This is a genomic window from Pseudarthrobacter sp. TRD_SC_9, assembly GCF_055361265.1.
This window is the reverse complement of sequence record NZ_CM143956.1, coordinates 192,714-213,555: the sequence shown is the minus strand read 5'-3', so window position 1 is coordinate 213,555 and position 20,842 is coordinate 192,714. Positions and strand designations below refer to the sequence as shown.

The 20,842-nt window shown below is 63.9% G+C and carries 18 protein-coding genes; 9 read left to right on the top strand and 9 right to left on the bottom strand.

Annotated features, from left to right (window positions below; genetic code table 11):
* Window positions 1-17: 17 nt before the first annotated feature.
* From ACWA13_RS00970 to ACWA13_RS00960, 3 genes are all read right to left on the bottom strand, one after another.
* A complete protein-coding gene (locus tag ACWA13_RS00970) occupies window positions 18-710 on the bottom strand; it encodes a potassium channel family protein (protein ID WP_463936143.1) in 693 nt (230 codons plus the stop codon).
* Window positions 703-2,136 (bottom strand): TrkH family potassium uptake protein, encoded by a 1,434-nt coding sequence (locus ACWA13_RS00965; protein ID WP_463937983.1) that lies wholly within the window; start codon window positions 2,134-2,136, stop codon window positions 703-705. Before ACWA13_RS00965 ends, ACWA13_RS00970 begins: the two co-directional genes overlap by 8 nt.
* Before the next feature lie 118 nt (window positions 2,137-2,254).
* Complete coding sequence (locus ACWA13_RS00960) at window positions 2,255-3,010, bottom strand: IclR family transcriptional regulator (RefSeq protein ID WP_463936141.1); 756 nt, start codon at window positions 3,008-3,010, stop codon at window positions 2,255-2,257.
* Between the two features lie 229 nt (window positions 3,011-3,239).
* Here ACWA13_RS00960 and ACWA13_RS00955 point away from each other — a divergent pair, with 229 nt between their 5' ends.
* From ACWA13_RS00955 to ACWA13_RS00925, 7 genes are all read left to right on the top strand, one after another.
* Window positions 3,240-4,652 (top strand): NAD-dependent malic enzyme, encoded by a 1,413-nt coding sequence (locus ACWA13_RS00955; protein WP_463936139.1) that lies wholly within the window; start codon window positions 3,240-3,242, stop codon window positions 4,650-4,652.
* A gap of 27 nt (window positions 4,653-4,679) precedes the next feature.
* A complete protein-coding gene (aceB, locus tag ACWA13_RS00950) occupies window positions 4,680-6,278 on the top strand; it encodes a malate synthase A (RefSeq protein ID WP_463936137.1) in 1,599 nt (532 codons plus the stop codon).
* A 3-nt stretch (window positions 6,279-6,281) separates the two neighbouring features.
* Window positions 6,282-7,565, top strand: coding sequence for a DUF6986 family protein (locus ACWA13_RS00945; RefSeq protein WP_463936135.1), 1,284 nt, complete (start codon window positions 6,282-6,284; stop codon window positions 7,563-7,565).
* A 10-nt stretch (window positions 7,566-7,575) separates the two neighbouring features.
* Entirely contained in the window at window positions 7,576-8,406 is an 831-nt protein-coding gene (locus tag ACWA13_RS00940) for a bifunctional allantoicase/(S)-ureidoglycine aminohydrolase (protein ID WP_463936133.1), read from the top strand.
* A gap of 154 nt (window positions 8,407-8,560) precedes the next feature.
* Window positions 8,561-9,247, top strand: coding sequence for a class I SAM-dependent methyltransferase (locus ACWA13_RS00935; RefSeq protein WP_463936131.1), 687 nt, complete (start codon window positions 8,561-8,563; stop codon window positions 9,245-9,247).
* Window positions 9,248-9,361: 114 nt separating this feature from the next.
* Window positions 9,362-9,943, top strand: a complete 582-nt coding sequence (locus tag ACWA13_RS00930; protein WP_463936129.1) for a nucleoside/nucleotide kinase family protein — start codon at window positions 9,362-9,364, stop codon at window positions 9,941-9,943.
* Window positions 9,944-10,101: 158 nt separating this feature from the next.
* Window positions 10,102-11,286, top strand: a complete 1,185-nt coding sequence (locus ACWA13_RS00925) for a 4-hydroxybenzoate 3-monooxygenase (protein ID WP_463936127.1) — start codon at window positions 10,102-10,104, stop codon at window positions 11,284-11,286.
* Between the two features lie 91 nt (window positions 11,287-11,377).
* Here ACWA13_RS00925 and ACWA13_RS00920 read toward each other — a convergent pair whose 3' ends face one another.
* From ACWA13_RS00920 to ACWA13_RS00910, 3 genes are read right to left on the bottom strand one after another with little or no spacing between them, the layout of a single operon-like run.
* Window positions 11,378-12,724 carry an MFS transporter gene (locus tag ACWA13_RS00920; RefSeq protein WP_463936126.1) on the bottom strand — a complete coding sequence of 449 codons (1,347 nt, stop codon included), beginning with the start codon at window positions 12,722-12,724 and terminating at the stop codon, window positions 11,378-11,380.
* A gap of 14 nt (window positions 12,725-12,738) precedes the next feature.
* Window positions 12,739-13,740 (bottom strand): PDR/VanB family oxidoreductase, encoded by a 1,002-nt coding sequence (locus ACWA13_RS00915; RefSeq protein WP_463936124.1) that lies wholly within the window; start codon window positions 13,738-13,740, stop codon window positions 12,739-12,741.
* 17 nt (window positions 13,741-13,757) lie between these two features.
* The gene (locus tag ACWA13_RS00910; protein WP_463936122.1) at window positions 13,758-14,861 is read right to left on the bottom strand and encodes an aromatic ring-hydroxylating dioxygenase subunit alpha; all 1,104 of its coding nucleotides are present in this window, start codon (window positions 14,859-14,861) and stop codon (window positions 13,758-13,760) included.
* Window positions 14,862-15,029: 168 nt separating this feature from the next.
* Here ACWA13_RS00910 and ACWA13_RS00905 point away from each other — a divergent pair, with 168 nt between their 5' ends.
* Together ACWA13_RS00905 and ACWA13_RS00900 are read left to right on the top strand one after the other, a co-directional pair.
* Entirely contained in the window at window positions 15,030-15,608 is a 579-nt protein-coding gene (locus ACWA13_RS00905; RefSeq protein ID WP_463936121.1) for a PadR family transcriptional regulator, read from the top strand.
* A gap of 210 nt (window positions 15,609-15,818) precedes the next feature.
* Window positions 15,819-16,886, top strand: coding sequence for a quercetin 2,3-dioxygenase (locus tag ACWA13_RS00900; protein ID WP_463936119.1), 1,068 nt, complete (start codon window positions 15,819-15,821; stop codon window positions 16,884-16,886).
* A gap of 119 nt (window positions 16,887-17,005) precedes the next feature.
* Here ACWA13_RS00900 and ACWA13_RS00895 read toward each other — a convergent pair whose 3' ends face one another.
* Genes ACWA13_RS00895 through ACWA13_RS00885 form a run of 3 tightly spaced genes read right to left on the bottom strand, consistent with a single transcriptional unit; the run spans window position 17,006 to window position 20,827 of the window.
* A complete protein-coding gene (locus ACWA13_RS00895; protein ID WP_463936118.1) occupies window positions 17,006-18,247 on the bottom strand; it encodes a DUF3500 domain-containing protein in 1,242 nt (413 codons plus the stop codon).
* On the bottom strand, window positions 18,225-19,970 hold the full coding sequence (locus ACWA13_RS00890; protein ID WP_463936117.1) for an FAD-dependent monooxygenase: 1,746 nt from the start codon (window positions 19,968-19,970) through the stop codon (window positions 18,225-18,227). The genes ACWA13_RS00895 and ACWA13_RS00890 overlap by 23 nt, the downstream gene beginning before the upstream one ends.
* Entirely contained in the window at window positions 19,970-20,827 is an 858-nt protein-coding gene (locus ACWA13_RS00885; RefSeq protein ID WP_463936116.1) for a fumarylacetoacetate hydrolase family protein, read from the bottom strand. Before ACWA13_RS00885 ends, ACWA13_RS00890 begins: the two co-directional genes overlap by 1 nt.
* Between the last annotated feature and the right edge of the window lie 15 nt (window positions 20,828-20,842).

Genomic DNA, 20,842 nt, shown 5'->3' with positions numbered 1-20,842 from the left:
TCCGTCTTACCTGGGGGCTAAGGGAGGGAGCTAAATTTTTCGGCCAGACTTTTGGTCCCCTGCACGATGATCTGGTCGTCGTCATAGAGAACTGTCTGGGCGGTGGTGTGCCCCCATTTTCCGCCGGCGCGCTTCACAGCCACGATGGTGATGCCGTACTTGTCGCGCATCCCCAGCACTCCCAGCGGCCTGTCCCGCGCCACTGCAGGTGGGCTGCTCCGGACCATCACGAAGTCGTCCTCAAACTCCACATAGTCCAGGATCGATCCGCGGACCAGGTGGGCCACCCTTTTGCCCATGTCATGCTCAGGCCGGATCACATGTTCGACGCCGAGCTGTACCAGGATCTCCGCATGTGGCTCACTGATTGCTTTGGCCCAGATCTGCGGACCGTTGAATTTGAGCAGCCGGGACGTGGTCAGGATGCTGGCCTCGATGTCGGTGCCGATGCCCACCACGGCGCGGTCGAATTCGTGGACGGACAGTTGGCGCAGCACTTCTTCCTTGGTGGAATCAGCACGGACCACGTGGGTGAGCAGCCCGTTGAAGGACTGCACAATGTCCTCCCGGGCGTCGATACCCAGCACTTCCGTGCCCTGCGACTCCAGTTCCAGGGCAAGAGCGCCGCCGAAACGGCCCAGGCCGATGACGACGACGGAATCCGCCTGGGCACCATGCTCAGCAGTGCGGGTGAAAATGTTCCTAGCCAATGAGCGGCCTTTCCTTCGGGTATTCAAAGAGGACGGGACGGGGACGGAGGGCCAGGGCAACCCCAAGGGTTACCGGGCCCAGCCGGCCGATGAACATCAGGAGGATCAGTACAACCTGGCCGGCAGGTGGCAGCGCCGCCGTGATTCCTGTGGAAAGTCCCACTGTTGCAAAGGCCGAAACAACCTCGAACAGGATCCGCTCCTGGCCGAAGTCCGTAATCAGCATCAGGAACATGGTGGAAACTGTCACCAGCGCGATGGCCAGCAGCACCACGGTGATGGCCTGGCGGTGCACGGCCCGGGACAGCCGCTTGCCGAAGATGTTCACCGCGGTGTCGCCGCGGAGTTCGGTGGCCAGAATGAAGAACAGTACGGCGAAGGTGGTGATTTTCAGGCCGCCAGCCGTTCCCGCGGGTCCGCCACCGATGAACATGAGAATGTCCATGCCCATCCAGGACACGGGGTGCATCTGGGAGATGTCGATGCTGTTGAAGCCAGCGGTGCGGGTAATGACAGACTGGAAGAAACCCGCCAGGATGCGTTCGCCGGGCCGGAGGGCGCCCAGGGTTGCAGGATTACTCCATTCCACCAGCGTGATGAACACAGTTCCGCAAAACAGCAGCACGCCCGAACCGGCGAGTACCAGCTTGGTGTTCATGCTCCAGTGGACCGGTTTCCGGTACTGGCGATGCAGTTCGAACAGGACGGGGAAGCCCAGCCCGCCGATGATCACGGCAGCGGCAATCGGCAGGCAAATCCAGGGATCCGTGGCAAAGCCCATCAAGCTATCCGAGTAGAGCGCGAATCCGGCGTTGTTAAAGGCCGAAATCGAGTGGAAGACGCCTCCCCACAGGGCCCGGCCCAGCGGATAGTCGTAACCGGCTATAAAACGGAGGGTCAGGATTATGGCCAGCGCACCCTCGGTCACCAAGCTGAACTTCAGGACTCCCAGCAGGACCCGGCGGACATCGCCGAACCCGGAGCTTTTAGTCTCGGCGGCAGCAGAAACCTTTGAACGGAGGCCAAGCCGCCGGGCAACCAGCACGCCCAACAGCGCACCGAAGGACATCACGCCAAATCCGCCCACCTGGATCAGGGCCAGGATCACCACATCGCCGAAGCCGGTCCAGAACACCGGAGTATCAACGATAACCAGGCCGGTAACGCAGACGGAGGACGTGGCCGTGAAAAGGGCTTCGAGGAACGTTGCCCCTCCCGGCCCCTGTTTGGCGGCCGGCAGCATCAGCAGCCCGGTTCCCACGCCAATTGCGGTCACGAATCCAAGCACAATGATCTGGGCGGGATGCCGCGGTGACAGCGCCTGGAGCGTCCTGCGGACATTGCGGGAAACGGGGTTCAATACGGAGGTGGAGGTCCGTTGTCCTAAAGCGGTCAATACTCGCTTCGAGTCGGACATGAGGTGCATAGCCGTCACGCTACCACCGGCGGCGACCGCCACCTGACGGATCCCGAATGTAGGTAGCAGTAGTTGCCGTTTAGGACACTCTAAACGGCAACTACTGCTACCTAGTTGGGAAGGGGGATCAGCTTTGGTTGAGCTCCTGCGAGATGGTCCGGGCCGCCTCGCGGAGCAGCGGCACGGCTCGGTCCGCGAAGCCCTGGTCCACACGGGACACGGGGCCGGAAACCGAGATTGCCGTGGGCGTGGGGGCGTTGGGCACAGCCATTGCAAAGCAGCGGACGCCGAGCTCCTGCTCTTCCTCGTCAATGGAGTAGCCGCGCTCGCGGATGAGGTTCAGGTCCGCCAGCAGGGTGTCGACGTCGCCAATGCTCTTGTCGGTAGGTGTAGGCATGCCTGCACGGGTCACGATGCCGCGGACAACGTCGTCTTCCAGCTGCGCCAGGATGGCCTTTCCGACGCCGGTTGCATGGGTGTGTGCGCGACGGCCCACTTCCGTGAACATCCGCATCGAGTGCAGTGACGGAACCTGCGCCACGTAGATCACCATGTCCGAATCCAGCACAGCCATATTGGACGTCTCCCCCAGCCGGTCCACCAGGGACTTCAGCTGCGGGCGCGCCAACGCACCCAGCTGCTTGTTGGCGCCTTCGCCCAGCCGGATCAGCCGGGGCCCCAGCGCGTAGCGCCGGTTGGGCAGCTGGCGGATGTAGCCCAGCGAGACCAGGGTGCGCAGCAGCCGGTGGATGGTAGGCAGCGGCAGCTCCGTGGAGGACGAAAGCTCGCTCAGCGTGACGTCTCCGCCGGCGTCGGTAATCAGCTCCAGCAGTTCGAAGACGCGTTCCACTGACTGAACGCCTCCATTGGCTTTCTCGGCCATAAGCGGTTCTCCTGTGCATCAGCCGGGGACGTGGGACGTGGACTCAGGGCGACAAACAATATCCACATCGTGAAAGTCCGTAGAACCCCAACATACCTCAAAGAAGCATGAGGCAGCTATTGCCGCCTGAGCTTGTAATTCCACTACGTAGATAATAATATCCATAATACGAAAACATTCAGTTTCAGCAGGCCGCCCGGCGACGGGTCCTAACCAGGAGGAACATTCAATGGCGAACCCAAATCCCGGAAATTCCATCACCCTGCGCGTAGAAGCCCCGTCCAGCTTCAGCGCCACCAGCGAACTCGCGGCCGCCGTGGGCCAGGCCGGCGCCGCAATCACCGCCCTTGACGTCACCGAATCCCACCACGACACCCTGGTGGTTGATGTCACCTGCAACACTACTGACGACGCCCACGCCGCCCGCGTCAAGGACGCCCTCAACGCGCTCGACGGCGTCACGGTCCAGCATGTCTCGGACCGCACCTTCCTGATGCACCTCGGCGGGAAGCTTGAGGTCGTCCCCAAAGTAGCCCTGCGCAACCGCGACGATCTCTCCCGTGCCTACACTCCCGGCGTCGCCCGCGTTTGCATGGCCATCGCCGAGGATCCCGCCGCGGCCCGCAACCTGACGGTCAAGCGCAACACCATTGCCGTGGTCACCGACGGCTCCGCCGTGCTGGGCCTGGGAAACATCGGCCCCGCCGCTGCCCTGCCCGTCATGGAAGGCAAGGCTGCGCTGTTCAAGCAGTTCGCCGGCGTTGACGCCTGGCCTGTCTGCCTGGACACCCAGGACACCGAAGAAATCATCCGCACCGTCAAGCTCCTGGCTCCGGTCTACGGTGGCGTGAACCTGGAAGACATCGCTGCTCCCCGCTGCTTCGAGATTGAAGCACGCCTGCGCGAAGAACTGGACATCCCGGTGTTCCACGATGATCAGCACGGCACCGCGATCGTCACGCAGGCAGCCCTGGTAAACGCCCTTCGCGTTGTGGACAAGAAGCTCTCCGAGGTCAGGATCGTCGTCTCCGGCGTCGGTGCCGCGGGTTCGGCCATCATCCAGCTTCTCAAGGCCCAGGGCGCGCAGCACATCGTTGCCGCCGGCCGTTCCGGAGCCATCCACTCCGGCGAAAAGTACGATGACGACCACCGCACCTGGATCGCGGCAAATACCAACGAAGAAGGCTTCTCCGGCACCCTGCACGAGGCCCTGAAGGGAGCTGACGTGTTCATTGGCGTCAGCGCACCGAACATCATCGGCGAGGAACAGCTTGCGTCCATGGCCGAAGACGCTATCGTGTTCGCCATGGCCAACCCCACGCCCGAGGTCGATCCCGTCCTCGCGTCCAAGTACGCGGCCGTCGTTGCTACCGGACGTTCGGACTTCCCCAACCAAATCAACAACGTGCTGGCATTCCCCGGATTCTTCCGCGGCCTGCTGGACGCCGGAGCATCAGACATCACTCCGGACATGCTGGTTGCCGCTGCCGAAGCCATTGCCAGCCGTGTAGCGGATGATGAACTCAACGCCAGCTACATCATCCCCAGCGTCTTCGATCCGCACGTGGCCGCCGATGTCGCCACCGCTGTTGCGAACGCGGCACGCGCCAACGCGGCAGCAGCAACAGCAGTAACCGCCTAGACCGCAGCCCTACGAAAGGACCACATCATGGCTCTTACAGTCACCGATCCGCAGCCGATCGAACGGGCAGGGGAGATTCTGACCGCGGAGGCACTGGCCTTCGTCGAGGAGCTGCACCAGCGCTTCGCAGGCACCCGGGCCGAGCTCCTGAAGGCACGCGTTGCCAAGCGCGATGAGGTGGCCCGCACCGGCCGCCTCGACTTCCTGCCGGAGACCCGGGACGTGCGCGACGGCGACTGGAAGGTTGCGCCTGCCCCCGCGGCCTTGCAGGACCGCCGGGTGGAAATGACCGGTCCGGCGGCGCCAGCCAAGATGGCCATCAACGCCCTGAATTCGGGAGCCAAAGTGTGGCTGGCCGATATGGAGGACGCGAGCACCCCCACCTGGGCCAACGTCGTCGAATCGGTGCTGAACCTGCGTGACGCGGCCGCCGGCACTCTTTCGTTTACCTCCCCGGAGGGCAAGGAGTACCGGCTGCGCACGGACGCACCGCTCGCCGTCGTCGTCACCCGCCCCCGCGGCTGGCACATGGCTGAAAAGCACCTGCTGCTCGACGGCGAAACGACCGTGGGTGCGCTGGTGGACTTTGGCCTGCACTTCTTCCACACCGCCAGGCGGCTGCTGGAGAACGGCCACGGCCCGTACTACTACCTGCCCAAGATGGAGAGCCACCTCGAGGCCAGGCTGTGGAACGACGTGTTCGTCTTCGCACAGGATTACCTGGGCATTCCGCAGGGCACCATCCGCGCTACAGTGCTGATCGAGACCATTCCGGCCGCTTTCGAGATGGACGAGATCCTCTACGAGCTCCGCGACCACGCCTCGGGACTGAACGCAGGCCGCTGGGACTACTTGTTCAGCATCATCAAGTACTTCCGTGACGCCGGGGAGCAGTTCCTGCTGCCGGACCGCGCTTCCGTGGTCATGACGGCGCCGTTCATGCGGGCCTACACCGAACTGCTGGTCAAGACCTGCCACGCCCGCGGTGCCTTCGCCATGGGCGGCATGGCAGCCGTGATCCCCAACCGTAAGCAGCCGGACGTAACCGCCGCGGCCTTCGAGAAGGTCCGGGCGGACAAGACCCGTGAAGCCAACGACGGCTTCGATGGCTCCTGGGTGGCTCACCCGGACCTGGTGCCCACCTGCCGGGAAGTGTTTGATGCGGTGCTGGACGGCAGGCCCAACCAGCTGGACAAGCAGCGCCCCGAGGTCAGCGTCACCGCAGACCAGCTGATCGACGTTACCTCCGCAGGCGGCCAGGTCACCGAAGCGGGCCTGCGCGCCAATCTGTATGTGGCCGTGGCGTACACAGCGGTGTGGCTGTCCGGTAACGGCGCCGTGGCCATCCACAACCTGATGGAAGATGCCGCCACCGCGGAGATTTCCCGGTCGCAGGTGTGGCAGCAGCTCCGGAACAAGGCGGTACTGGCGGACACCGGCGCCACCGTCACGCCGGAACTGGTGGAGCAGATCCTGGCCGAGGAGACCGAACGCCTCCGCGGCGAAGTAGGCGAGGAAGCCTTCACCAGCTTCTACGCTCCTGCCTCCCGCCTGATTGCGGACATCTGCCTCTCCGAGGACTACACGGACTTCCTCACCCTTCCCGCCTACGAACTGTTGGGCTGAGTCGTGGCCGGAACTTCCCTGACGCCCACGGACCTCGCCCGGATCGACGCTGCCCTCGAGGCTACGGACCAGCTCCTGGACCGCAACTACCCGGGCGACGACGGCACCCGGCAGCCCATCCACACCGTCTACGTCCCCGCGGACCGGTTCACGCCGTCGTTCGTGGCCGATTGGAGCGCCACAGCGCTGGCGGCGGCAGACGCCTACGGCGGACTCGAGAAACTCGGCACGCTCTTGGGCCAACCAACGGAGCTGGCCTCCGCCGTCGCTGTCCGCGTGGCCCGGAAGCTCGCCGAGGAGCCCATCGAGGATCTCCGCCTGGACTTCGAGGACGGTTACGGGGACCGCGGTGATGAGGCGGAAGACGCCGACGTCGTGGCTGCCGCCCGGGCCGTTGCCGCTGCGGTCGCAGCCGGGACTGCTCCGCCCTTCATCGGCATCCGTTTCAAGTGCTTCGAGGCCGCCACCCGGGCCCGCGGCCTCCGCACCCTGGACCTGTTTGTGTCCACGCTGGCCCGGCTGGGCGAGTTGCCCGCCGGCTTGATCCTCACCCTGCCGAAGGTCACCACAGTGGCGCAGGTACAGGCAATGGACGACGCCGTGACCCGGCTGGAGGAGGTCCTGGGACTCCCAGCGGGCAGGCTCCGCTTCGAGGTCCAGGTGGAAACCCCGCAGCTAATCCTGGGACCGGATGGAACCTCACCGGTGGCCCAGCTGCCGCACGTAGTTCCGGGCCGGATCAGCGCTTTGCATTACGGCACCTACGACTACTCTGCCTCGCTACAAATCTCCGCGGAGTACCAGTCCATGGAGCACCCTGTGGCCGACTTCGCCAAGGAAGTCATGCAGCTGGCGGTTGCCGGGACGGGCATTCGACTTTCCGACGGCTCCACCAACATCATCCCTGTAGGTGAGAACGTGGAGAACGCCTGGAAGCTGCACGGTAGGTTGGTCCGCCGTTCGTTGGAGCGCGGCTACTACCAGGGCTGGGACCTGCACGCAGCGCAGCTTCCCAGCCGGTTCGCCGCTTCCTACGCGTTCTACCGCGAAGGTTTCCCCGCCGCCGCCACCCGGCTTCGGACCTACGTGGAACGAAACAACGCAGACGGCACTGAAGGCGGCGTCATGGATGAACCCGCCACCGCTCGGGCCCTTGCAGGGTTCATCCTGCGCGGCGTCCAGTGCGGAGCCATCGGTTCCGAAGAGGTCCAGGCGATGGCCGGCGTCGAACTTTCCTCCCTGACCGTCCTGGCGCACCCGCGGCTGGCTCAGTCCACCTCCAAGTAAGGATCCACTGATGGGCAATTACTACTACCCGCAGGGCGGCCTGCCGCCGCAGACCCACCTCACCACCGAACGTGCGATTGTCACGGAGGCCTACACGGTCATTCCCAAGGGTGTGATGACGGACATCGTCACCAGCAACCTGCCGGGGTTCACGAACACGCGCTCCTGGATCATTGCCCGCCCCATTTCCGGGTTCGCCACCACGTTCTCGCAGCTGATCGTGGAGATTGCTGCAGGCGGCGGTGCCCCCAAAGCCGAGTTTGAGGCAGGCGTCGAGGGCGTCGTTTTCGTGACCAAGGGCCGGGTCAACCTGACTTTGGACGGTGAGCTGCACCAACTCGAAGAGGGCGGCTACGCGTACCTTGCCGCCGGTTCGGACTGGGGCGTAGAGAACGTCTCCCAGGACATCGTGTCCTTCCACTGGATCCGCAAAGCCTATGAGCGGCTTGAGGGCTACGAGGCCAAGTCCTTCGTGACCAACGAGAAGGATGTAGAGCCCACCGCGATGCCGGACACCGACGGTGTCTGGAAGACCACCCGCTTCACCGACTCCAACGACCTCGCCCATGACATGCAGGTCAACATTGTCACCTTCCAGCCCGGCGGCGTCATCCCCTTCCCGGAAACCCACGTGATGGAGCACGGCCTGTACGTGCTCGAGGGCAAGGCCATGTACCTGCTCAACAACGACTGGGTGGAGGTGGAGGCCGGCGACTTTATGTGGCTGCGCGCCTTCTGCCCGCAGGCCTGCTACGCCGGCGGCCCGGGCCAGTTCCGCTACTTGCTGTACAAGGACATGAACCGCCAGGTACGCCTCACCGGTTCCCCGCTGCCGGGCTGAGCCCCACCAAGACAGACGGAAACGCACGACGACGGGAGGTTCCGACGTCGTGCGTTTCTGTTTTCAAGCGAGGAGCGTTGGAGAAATTTGCTGAAGTGGCAAGAGTTTTTGCCTTTTCGTATATGCGCAGGAAGGCTTGCTGCAGGAGGTTCTCATGCACAAGAACAAGCAAGCTGACATGACCACTGATGGCGGACACGCCGCTGGTGACACCACCCCTGTAAATTTCTGGGAAAACCGCTATCAGGAAGCCGGGACCATCTGGTCCGGGCGGGTAAACGCCACCACGGCCGATGTGGTCAGCGGACTCCAGCCGGGGAAGGTACTGGATCTGGGCTGCGGTGAAGGTGGAGACGCGATCTGGCTCGCGCGGCAAGGGTGGGACGCGCTCGGCCTCGACCTCTCCCGGACCGCCGTTGCCCGGGCGACCGCCGCAGCCGGCGCCGCCGGCCCGATGCCCGGGAACGTTCAGTTCGATGCCGTCGACCTGGAAAACTGGGCCGGCCAGGACGAGTACCACCTGGTGACCGCGTCCTTCTTCCACTCCCCCGTAGCCCTGACCAGGGAAAAGATCCTCCGCAATGGAGCATCCTGCGTGGTTCCCGGCGGCCACCTGTTGATCGTGTCCCACGGAGCCGTTCCGCCCTGGGCGCCCGCTGAGGCCCATCAGAACCACCATTTCCTAACTCCAGAAGAGGAGATCGCCCAGCTGGAACTCGACAGCGAGCTGTGGGAGGTGAGGATCGCGGAGGTTCGTGCCCGTAAAGCCACCGGCCCGGACGGTACGGAAGCCACGCTCGACGACGCCGTGGTGCTTATCCAGCGCCGAGGGACCGCCTAACGCACTGCCTCGGAGAATGGTTCCCTCCGCCGTCGTAGCAGGATGTGAGCCTGCTCTCACTTTGGCACAATCCCTCCCTCCACCGCGTTGTATAGGTGGCGGAGGGAGGCCACTGTGATCATAGTTTTGACCGGAATCGACGGTTCCGGAAAGTCCACTGCGGCACAGGCCGTGGTTGAATCCGCCAGGTCACGGGGCGAGGACGCGCTGCTGCTGGCCAATTACGCCGGCCGCCGCACCATAACCGGATGGAGCGCCAGGACCGGAATCCGCCTGCCGCTCCGGCTCATGGATGCAGTTGAAACCAGCATTCGCGTTTTCAACGTCCTGCTTTCCCACCTGCAGGCTTCCCGGTTCGACGGCCTGGTGGTCATGGACCGGCACCTCCACTGCCAGCTAGCCCTGCGCGGCACCAAAGGCCTTCCGCGCGGATGGTTCCTGCCCTGGCTGCTCCAGGTACTTCCCGCGCCGGATGCCATCCTCCACCTTGACGTCCAGCCCGGCACTGCGTACCAGCGCATTGCTGCCCGCGGAATCGATGAAGAGTCACTGGCGGACCTCACAGCGCTCCGCTCCGCCTACCAGCGGCTGCCCGAATACCGGAACTTCACCGTGATGGACGCCAACGGATCAGCGCACGACGTCGCCACCCGGCTTTCGGAGTTTGTGGCCGAGGCGCAACTCCAGTCCGTCTAGGGTTGCCCTGGGTGCCGCAGGATTTCGCGCGGATTCGCCAATGAACCACTCCATTGAGCGGAATTGCCGCTACCTGGCTCGTCGCGCCTGCCGCACACTGAGGCAAGAAGAAGCAACCGGCTCCGCATTGCGGGCCCCGCAACGAAGCGAGACGAGTTTTGGCACGCAAAGTTTTTTCCACGCAGGTGGCGATTATGGGAGCTGGGCCAGCGGGCCTGATGCTCTCCCACCTGCTGGCAAAGTCCGGCATCGACTCAACCGTGATCGAGGTCCGCAGCCACAAGGAGATCTCCGAAACCGTCCGTGCCGGCATTCTGGAGCACGGGACGGTGAACTTGCTGGTGGATAGCGGCGTCTCTGACCGGGTGTTGCGGGACGGGGACCGGCACGACGGCATCGAGCTGCGCTTCAACGGCGAGAGCCACCGGGTGGACTTCAAGGAGCTTGTAGGAGAGTCGGTGTGGCTTTACCCCCAAACGGACGTGTTCCTGGACCTGGCCGCGCGCAGGAAGGCCGACGGCGGCGACGTCCGCTACAGCGTCACTGACACTTCTGTGCACGACCTGGAGGGCAAGCCGAGAGTTTGGTTCACTGACGCCGACGGAATGGAGTGCGAGATCAGGGCGGACTACCTCGTGGGGGCGGACGGCTCCAGGAGCCAATGCCGGGTACAAATCCCGGAAGTGCGCCGCAAGCGGTACTTCCACCAGTACCCGTTCGCCTGGTTCGGCATCCTGGCCGAGGCTCCGCGCAGTTCGGATGAACTGATTTACGCCAACTCCGCCAAAGGATTCGCCCTGATCAGCCAGCGCACCGAGACGGTCCAGCGGATGTACTTCCAGTGCGATCCCAACGAGAACGTGGCGGAGTGGGACGACGACCGGATATGGACCGAGTTCCGCAGCCGAGTCAACGGAAACGGCTTTGAGCTCAAAGAAGGCCCGGTCATCGAAAAGATGGTGCTGCCGTTCCGCAGCTTCGTCCAGACCCCCATGCGCTACGGCAACCTCTTCCTGGCCGGCGACGCCGCACACACCGTGCCGCCCACCGGCGCCAAGGGCCTCAATCTGGCGATTAACGACGTCAAGGTCCTCTTCGAAGGGCTGGACAGCCATTACAACTCCGGCTCCAACCTACTGCTGGAGACCTACAGCGACCGAGCCCTCGAGCGGGTGTGGAAGGCACAGCAGTTCTCCTACTGGATGACCACCATGCTGCACACCCGGGCTGACGCCGATGACTTCTCCCGCGCCCGCCAACTGGGCGAGCTTAACTCTGTGGTCTCCTCCAGAAACGGAATGGCTTACCTCGCCGAGGCGTACACCGGCTGGCCCGGCGCGTAACTGCGCGCCACCTTGTTCCGGGACTCCCTTGGGATTCACGTTAGCCTGCCGTGAGTGCCGTCCCTGGGCCGGGGACGGCACTCACCGTGATTCATCCCGCCGTCGTTGTAGACACAGGCACCCCGTTTGCAGGGGATTCAGCTTCTCTGTAGGGGCGCAGCCGGAGCAGCGCTACAGCGGCGAGAAGGACCACCACGGCTACGCCGATGTAGAGCTGCAGGGGCTTCCATCCGTTGTCGAGCAGGGCGCCGACGGCGATCGGAGCGAGAATTGCCCCAACCCTTCCGACGCCGATACCCCAGCCCACACCTGTTGTGCGGACACCGGGCTCATAGGTCACGGGAGCCACGGTGTAGAGCCCGGCGATGCAGCCGTTGACGAGCATCCCCACCACTACGCCGGAGGAGAAGGCCAGCAGGGGCAGGGGCGTGGTCGTGATGAACAAGACCAGAGTCACGGAGGAGAGCACCGTGAAGGCTATCAGGGTCTGCCGTGCGTCCCAGCGGGTGGTAAGCGCGCCGTAGAGCAGCGAGCCGAGGGTACCGCCCATGGTGAGCATGAGGCCGCCGATAATGCCCTGCTGCTCTGTCATCCCCGATTCCACCAATAGGCGCGGCGTCCAGGAGTTGGCGAAGTAGAAGCCGAACATGAGGACGAAGAAGGAGATCCACAGCAGGATGGTGGCTGTGCGGTACCGGGGGCTTAGGAGTTTAGCTACGCTGCCTTGCTGCTTTCCAGAGCTGACGGGTGCGGGACCGAGTTCCACGTGGCCCTCCAGGCGCAGGCGCCGGGCAATGCGCTGGAGTTTCTGGACGGCATCCCGGGGACGCCGGGCGCGAAGGTAGTCAACGGACTCCGGCAGAAGGACTACAACGAGGGCTATCCCCACAAGGGTCAACAGGCCGCCGACCAGAAACACGGAGCGCCATCCGAAGGCCGGGATGAGCTGGGTGGCTCCCATGCCGCCCAGGGTGGCGCCCACGCCATAGCCGGCGGTGAAGATACTAACGGCCAAGCCGCGGCGGCGGGCGTTTGCGTACTCGCTCGTGATCACCGTGGCAGAAGCGAGGATCCCCCCTACGCCCAGCCCGGTGATGACCCGCCACAGTCCGAGCTCAAAGGCGGAATGTGCCGTGGTCGATAGGAAGAGGCCCAAGGCATTGATGGCCAACGCGACAATGAGGATCTTACGCCGGCCGTAACGATCCGCGAGAGGACTGAGGACGAGCGAGCCAACAGCCATGCCGATGAGGCCCGCGCTGAGCAGCCAGCCGAGCTGCGCGCCGGATAGCCCGAACTCCTTCGTGACTGACGTCGCTGTGAACGCCATGGCCAGCACGTCATAGCCGTCGAGGGCGTTGAGGAATGTGGTCACTGCAATGATGAACCACTGGTACGACGACATTCTGGATGCGTCGATCTGCTTTCGGATGTCCATGGTACTGATGCCTCTCAGGGGACGTCGATGGTGAGAACAGCGGGGCGGTGAGCCGTATTTGCGCCCGGCTCGTTGGCAACCACGCGTGAAACGCAGCAGCACATCTTTGTGTTGGGTTCCTTTTGCCGATCGGAGTAGAAAACATCGCGATGGTCGATCCGCCCGGCGAGCTCAAGAACCTTGACCTGGCACAGGCCGCACTCGCCTTTGCGGCAATCAGACATCATGTCCACGCCCTGGCGTTGGAGGGCCTCGAGCACGGATTCGTCCGAGCCAACAGAGGCCTCCACCCCCAGCCGTGGTATCCGGACGGTAAACGGTTCAGCCTGGTACCAGCCACTGTTACCGAAGGTTTCGTAGCGTAGGCTCGTTGGCTCGAGTTCCCGTTCCATCCAGGCGCGGCGCACGGCATCCATGAGCCGGATGGGCCCACACATGTAGAGCTCGGCATCCTCGGACGCTGAGCCTACAAGGGCCTGCACATCTAGAGAGGTACCCTCCGCATCAATGTGCGCTTCGAGGCGGTCCCCGTGCAGGGCCGCGAGGTCATCGAGGTAGGCCATGGACTCACGGGAACGGGCCACGTAGACCAGGCGGTAGTCCGTGCCCAAGCGCCGCAGGAGTGCGGCCATACCGGCAATAGCGGTGATGCCGATGCCGCCGGCAAGGAGGATGTAGGAGGGCGCCCCGATCCGCAGCGGAAAGTTCTGCAGCGGCTGGGTGACTTCGAGAAGCTGCCCGGGCTGGAGTGTGTGCATGAACACTGACCCTCCGCGGGACGTCGGTGTCTTGAAGACGCTGAGGGCCAGATGCGTGCCGTCTTCCTCAGCATCGACTACGGAGTAGGAGCGGACGTGTTGCCCGCCGCCGATGGTCGTGCGTACGTCTATATGCTCGCCCGGCCGCACAGGCATAGGGAGCTCCGGACGCAGGACGACACGGCGGATGTTTTCGGCAACGTCGGACACGGAGTCGACGACGGCCTGCTGCCAGAGAATGTGGTGGGAATCAGCCACGATGTGCCTCCTTCAGCTCAGGCGGTCGGCAGGGTGGCGAGACGGCCCTCGGCTTCGAGTGCACGCTCCAGGAGCCGACGCACCCACAGGCCGCCCATGTCGATGTTGAGGTTGTAAAACTCGTAGTCCGGGTTGGCGTCGATGGCAGCCTGCTGTGCCTGAAGCATGGCTTCGTCTTCCCCGAAGACTCCGTGCACCCCGTTACGCAGCTGCGTGGTGATGAGCTGGCTCTCGAGCCGGTAATTGCGCATGAAGGCCCAGAAGTAATGGCAGGAGCGGTCGGTTTCAGGAGTGATTGTGTTCATCACGTAACCGTTGACTCCGCGCGAGCGGTCGCCCTCAGGCGCCCCGGTCCCGGCCTCCGCAACCCCGACGTCGATGCAGATCGTGGACGGGAAGTAGTAGTGGATGATCTGCCAGCGATCCACTTTGCCCTCAAAGCCCGGGAACTTGTCCCTCATGTTTTTCAGCCAGAACGGCGGCGCATCGATGTTGCGCATCCAGCGGGTCACCGTCACCGATGACTCGTCATGGGTTACCTCGAACTCGGACTCGGACAGCTCCTCTTGCCCGATCGATGAACTGTGCACAAATTCCTCGTGCGTGAGATCCATGAGGTTGTCCAGGACAAGCTGGTAGTTGCACGGGGCGTGGATGGTCTCGCCATCCCCCGCCCACTCCGGGCTATCCATCTGGTGCATATCCGGCAGAAGGCCCGGGTCGGCTTTAGTCGGATCGCCCAGCCACACCCACACGTAGCGGTACCGCTCGACCACCGGGAAGGACGGCACGGTAGCGGAGGGGTTCAGGGTTTCCTGGGCTGGCATTGAAGTGCAGCGGCCAGCGGCGTTGTAGCGCAAGCCGTGGTACGGGCACTGAATTTCGTCGCGGCCTACAAGCTTGCCTTGCGACAACGGGGCCAGGCGGTGCCAGCACGCATCGGCCAACGCGACAGGCCTGCCATCCGCAGTGCGGTACAGAGCCAGGGGGCGGCCGGCGATGGTGCGGGCGAGGATGCCCTTGGCAGTAAGCTCGTGGTCCCATCCCGCCGCGAACCAGGCATTGAGCGGATAGGACAGAAGCTTTGCAGTACTAGTGGTTTTCGTGGCCGAGACGGTCATGAACGGTCCTTCGTCGTTGAGGGGGCCGGGCGGTCAGCAAATAGCTATCCAGATAGCTATTTAGTGGTGTGCACCACAGACTACCTATGTAGATAGTGGTTCGCAACTGTGGCCGTAGGTAAAGCTAGGCTGGGAGGCAACGCATACTTCGATGTGAAGGACTTTCCCGTGACCCTGCGCTCGGCACTGCTGGCCTTACTGTCCTCAGGTCCGCTGACGGGTTACGACGTCGTTAAGCAGTTCGGCTCCTCAGTGGGCCACGTCTGGCATGCACCCGACTCGCAGATTTACCCCGAACTGCGAAAGATGCACAAAGAGGGCCTGCTCTCGAGCCGGCCCGTGCCATGGGGCACAAGGGGGGCCACCAAAACGGAGTACGCGCTCACTCCAGCCGGGGAGCAAGCTCTAAGGCAGTGGCAAGATGCGCCACTGACCTACGTCCAGGAACGGGATCCTGCCCGCCTCAAGGCCGCCTACTTTGAGTGGGCGCCCCCTGGAGCGGCGGCGACTCAATTGCATGCCCATATTGCGCATTACGAGCAGCAGCGCCTCCAGACTCTCGAGATGATCGACTCTCTCGAAAAACGCGAACATCCCACGCTTGCCAGGCGCCTCGCCCGATACGCCAAGGAGGAACAGGAGCAGATCGTCCGCTTCAAAATCTACGCCTATGAAGGCCAACTGGCCCGCGCCGAGCAGGAAATTGCCTGGGCGAAACGCGGTTTGCAAATACTTGGGGAAATGTAAGAAACGGCTCAACCCGATCCGGAGACAGTGACTTTTACTCGACCGGGCAGTCCCGGTGCCAGCTCCTAACGCTGCCGCCCGCATCCCATCATTAGCGCCAGTGGACAACAGTCTTCCAACCATTGGAAACCGGGTTAGTACTCACCTCCACCACGCGGAATGATGAAGGTCACATTCCGGCGTGGCCGGACGACCTGGAAAGAAGGAAGCATGTCCCTCAACGTGGAGGAAATGAACCAGCAACTGCCGGTTGCCAACACCCTGCCGGGCGAAGCGGTGCCCTACTACATGGCATCCGGCGAGGGTGCCCGGTACGAAATCAACGGCCAGCTCGTCACCGTCATTGCGCGCGCCGCGGACACCGGCGGAATCTTCAGCGCCGCTTTCATCTCCGGCGGCATGGGTGCCGAGTCGCCCTTCATCAGCCACAAGGTGGAACACAAAACCCTCTACGTTTTCGACGGCATCCTGCACGTGTGGCTCCCCGGCGAGAGCCGGATCCTCACACCGGGTGATTCCGTGGTAATTCCCCCGGGAACACCCCATGCCTACCGCATGGCCAGCCACTACACCCGCTTCCTGAACTGGATGACGCCCGGCGGAGCAGAGGACTATTACCAGCGTGTGGGCACGCCCATCGATTCCCACGTCCCGCCCGTGCGCGCCGGCCACACGGCAAGCCTTCGTGAGCAGGCCGAAGTCGGAGCCGAGTTCGGAATTACGTTCCCCGATGTGAAACGGGTAGAACCGTCGTTTAAGCGCGATGCCGTCCTGCCGGCCGTCCAGAGCCCCTACTTCCTGAGTGCGCATGAGGGCGAGCGCCTGGTCAGCTACCAGACCATGTTTACCTACCTGTCCCGGCCGGCCAACACCGGCTCGAACTACTTCGCGGTGCACACCAAGGGAGCCAAGACACCTTACATACCGCTGCACTTCCACTCCCTGCATACGGAGGTTTTCCTCGTTACTGAAGGTCGGATGTGGCTTTACGCCAACGGGCGCGAGATGCTCCTGACCAAGGGCGACTTTCTGCATGCCCCGGCCGGCACGGTCCACTCCTTTTCGCTGGACTCGCACAATACCCAGATGGTGGGGTTCCTTACGCCGTCCGTCTTCAACGGCTTCTTCGAGTACTTCAACAAGCCCACCGAGGACCACATGTACACCGAAGGGGGCGAGCCCTTCATGGATATGGAAGGCTTCGGCCGGGCCCAGGCCGAGATGGACCTGACCGTGGTGGGACCGCCGCCACAGCGCCGCGTAGGGCTGGACATCTAGACAGCGCGCGTACCCGGCAGCACAGCATACAAAGGGCCCGGACTTTCGAGAGGAAGTCCGGGCCCTTTGCTTCGTCGCCTTCAGCCGCTGTTGTCACCTTCAGCCGAGGAACGGACAGGCTAACCGCCGTCGAGCGCCTGCCTCACCAACTCCCGGCCGTAGTCGTTCCCGTTCGGGGTTCGCACGACAGTATGCATATGGAACGGTGCCGGCTCGTCGTTGCTGAGGAATACCCCGGTGTGGTGGTCAAGTTCAAGCACCACCACTGGGCTCTGCAGCCTGAAGTAGAACGCCTCCTGGCCGTCCCAGCCGCCAATCCAGCTGAAGAAACTTTCCCGGTAGTACTCCTGGATTTCGCGCCGGCGTGACGCGCGGGGCCCTTCCGGCAGGTACGCGATGAAATCATCCACCACGGCGTCCAGTACCGCGCGGGCTTCGGCGGGCATGTGGGCCACGGGGATGCCCTCGTACGGGATCACCCTGTTGTCCTGGAAGCAACCGCCCAGATGCCGCTCGTCACCCGGATGCATCCGGCCTTCGGGCATTGCCGTGTCCACCATCGCCCGGTACACCGTTGCCTGCTCGCGCAACCCGGCCGGCAGCGCAGCCATCAGCTCCCTGGCCAGGATGATGCGTTCCTTGAACACCTTGACCCCCTGGTAGGGGCCTTCATCAATCATGTCCGGCTCCGCGCCCATAAACACGGGCGAGACGACCATCCGGGTTCCGGCCACCAGGCAATTCAGCGCCGCATGATGACCAAAAATCTGCCACCCCCACGGCTCCGTCCCGGAGGGCTCGCCGTACAGGGCAAAGTTGTAGCTGTACTCGTTCATCAGCAACGGCAGTTCCACCAGGTCGCCCAGGAATCCGTTGATCCGCATGAGGTTCCGGACAAGCTCATAACCGGCCGGACTCAGGCTCGCCTCGATGACGGCCAGCGCCGCGTCGCGGACAGGGGGATCAACTTCGTCCAGCCTTAGCCCTGTGTCGTGCTGCATGAACTCGGGGTTCGCCCAGCTCTGCCACTCGGGCGCGTCCACGGCATAGCGCAGCGTGCGTTCCTGTTCGGGCGTCGCCACGCCCAGCAGCTTTTCCGCGGCAGCCGTCATCTCTGCCGTGGGCGCTTCCTCCCCTGCCCGGGCAGGGACCAGGGAGTACAGCGAAGGACGGAGGACGCCGTCGTTGGTTATGCCCACGAACGGTTGCGGGTACAGCTTCTTCCAGCCCTCGATCATGGGCCCCGCAAAGGAGTCAGTCTTGGCCGCTTCGGCATACTCGCGGGCAGTTAGGCCCCGGATTCCGGCCACTCGGGGATGGTCCGGGGTGAAAAGGAAGTCACGGAAGGACGGCGTCGACATGGGTGCTCCTGATCTGTTCTTGGGATGCAGGCGCCCAACCTGCGGCAACGGACAGGGCTGTGGCGGCAGCGTCTGCGGAACTGCCGCGCCAGGCCACGTGCTGGTCCGGGCGCACCAGCACGGCATCGGCAGCCCAAACTTCGGACAGCGGAATTCCGTCCTCGGAAGGCCCGACGGCGGCAACGGTCACCGGGATGCCCTGCCGGGCACCGGCCTCCAGCACTGCGTGAAAAGCCGCAGCAGCCGGCACCCCGTTCAGCACGCCGTCGTCAACCAGCAGCGTGAAGCCCTGACCTAGCCGGCTGTACACCGAGGTGGAGTCTTCCAGCCAGGCGTGCGGCATCAGTGCACCGGGACTGGCGGAGGGAACATAACGAACCGACTCGCCGGCCGGAACGGGCGCGCCGTCCGGAACTATCACGGGAGAATCCGGGTAGGCGTAACCCAGCACCAACCCCAGGGAATCGAACTCGCTCTGCTTTATGGCCAGCGCATCGTGGGCATTCTGCCGTGCCCGCTCGCCTGCGCTGCCGGCGGAACGAAGGGCTGGGTCCGCAAAATGGTAAGCCAGGGCCTTGCCGTTGGTTGCCGCATCCCGAATAGTGCGGGCAGCAACCGGCCGCCGCTCCTGCCCGAAGCTTGCCAAGAGCTTAGGACCGCCCCAACCCCGGAGGGTGGCAGCAAGCTTCCACGCGAGGTTCGCGGCATCACCGATGCACGTGTTGAAGCCGTGGCCACCCCATGGCGGATTGAGGTGCGCTGCGTCGCCAACGAGGAAGATGTTGCCGCTGCTGTACTCGGGGGCAAGCAACATGCGCGCGGTCCAAGGGTCCGTTGCCAGGACTTCTAGGTCAACCTCCGCGCCCACCAGCGAACGCACCAGAGAGCCCGCATCCCCCGTACTGACGGCTTTGTCAGGAGCGACGCCCTGGATGATGGCCCACCACATGTCCCCCGTATCCATGGGTCCCACCATTCCTGACACGTCCGTCCCCACCACCCAGTACTGGACGGCAGGATCCAGGGTCACCGCGGAGGCGAGTTCCGTGGACCGGAAGAGGATACTGATGTTGGACAGCGCAGCGGATCCTCCTTCCAGGCGCATGCCGAGGCTGCGTCGCACGGCGGAGGACCCGCCGTCGGCCCCGATCAGGTAGTCAGCCCTGATGGTTCGGTTGTCGCCTGCAGCATTGGAAACAACGACGGCGTACGGAATCTGTAGAACGTCAGCCTCGCGAATGCCGCGAACCTCCCGGACTGACCAGCCCGTGACAAACGTGACCAGCGGATGATCGGCCACAGCGGCGCGAAGCACCACTTCCAGTACCGGCTGCGGAACCTGCTGCCCGCATTCGGGTTGGGGGCCATAGCGGCCGGGAACCAGCTGGAACGCGTTCCGGAACCGGCGCAACTCATAAGCTGCGGAGCCTGTGAGGCCGGTGCAGAAGATGACGTCCTGCGCGTAGTCGACCGGGAGCGGCGCGGCGGAACGCAGCACATCCGCGAGGCCCAGCCGCCACAGGTGCGTCATGGTCCGCGCGTTGGTCGTCTTGGCCCGGGGGCGGGTGTGGTCCACGGCGTCCCGCGGCTCGATGACCGTACTGGGGATGCCGCGGCCGGCCAGGTCCAGCGCCAGGAACAACCCGCTGGGCCCGCCGCCCGCAATGAGGACCTGGGCCTCTTCCGGAATCTCCTGCCCGGACGCCAGCTGGAGGGAGACCATCAGGCACGGCTCCGGTGGGTCACGTCGCCAACCGGGGTGGTCAACGTGCCGAGCTTTTCGATTTCCACCTCGACGGTATCCCCCGGCTGAAGCAGCCACTGCGGAGTCCGCGCGTAACCGACACCCTCAGGAGTTCCGGTGGCAATAACATCGCCGGGGTGCAGGGTGAAGGTCTGGCTGATCAACGAGATGATGGACGGAACATCGAAAATCATGTCCCGGGTGTTGCCGTTCTGGGCCTCAATGCCGTTCACGCGGGTGCGTACCTGGAGGCCGTCGCGGAGGTCGCCCACCTCGTCCCGGCTGACCAGGGGTCCAGCCGGGCCGCTGAAGTCACCGTTTTTACCGAGGGTCCATTGCGAGGTGAGCTTCTGTGCCGTACGGGAGGTGATGTCGTTGAAGGTGGAATAGCCGAAGACTGATCCTTCAGCCTCGGATTCGTCCGCCGATTCAACCCGCCGGGAGATGTACGCTGCGACTTCGCCTTCCCAGTCCAGACCCGCTTCGCCCGCAGGCACGGGAACCGGGACGTTACCCACGGACAGGGATGCAGTCCACCGCCCAAAAAGGGTGGGGTACGGCGGCAGTTCCTGGTCCTTGTAGCTGCCTTCCGCAGCATGCGCTTTGTAGTTAAGCCCCACGCAGATGACCCTTGCCGAGGCAGGTACAAGCGGCACTTCGGTGACGCTGCCCCGCACCAACCCCGTCCCGACGTCGGCGGTCAACGTGACGGCCTTGTCCTGCCAGCCGGCGGGATCGGTCCAAAACTCAGTTACGGCTGCCAGTGGAAAGAGGTGCGCGTCCACCAGAGCTGCGACCCAGGATTCGCCGTGGTGGTTGATGCCTACAAACTGCATGAGGGGCCTTTCAGT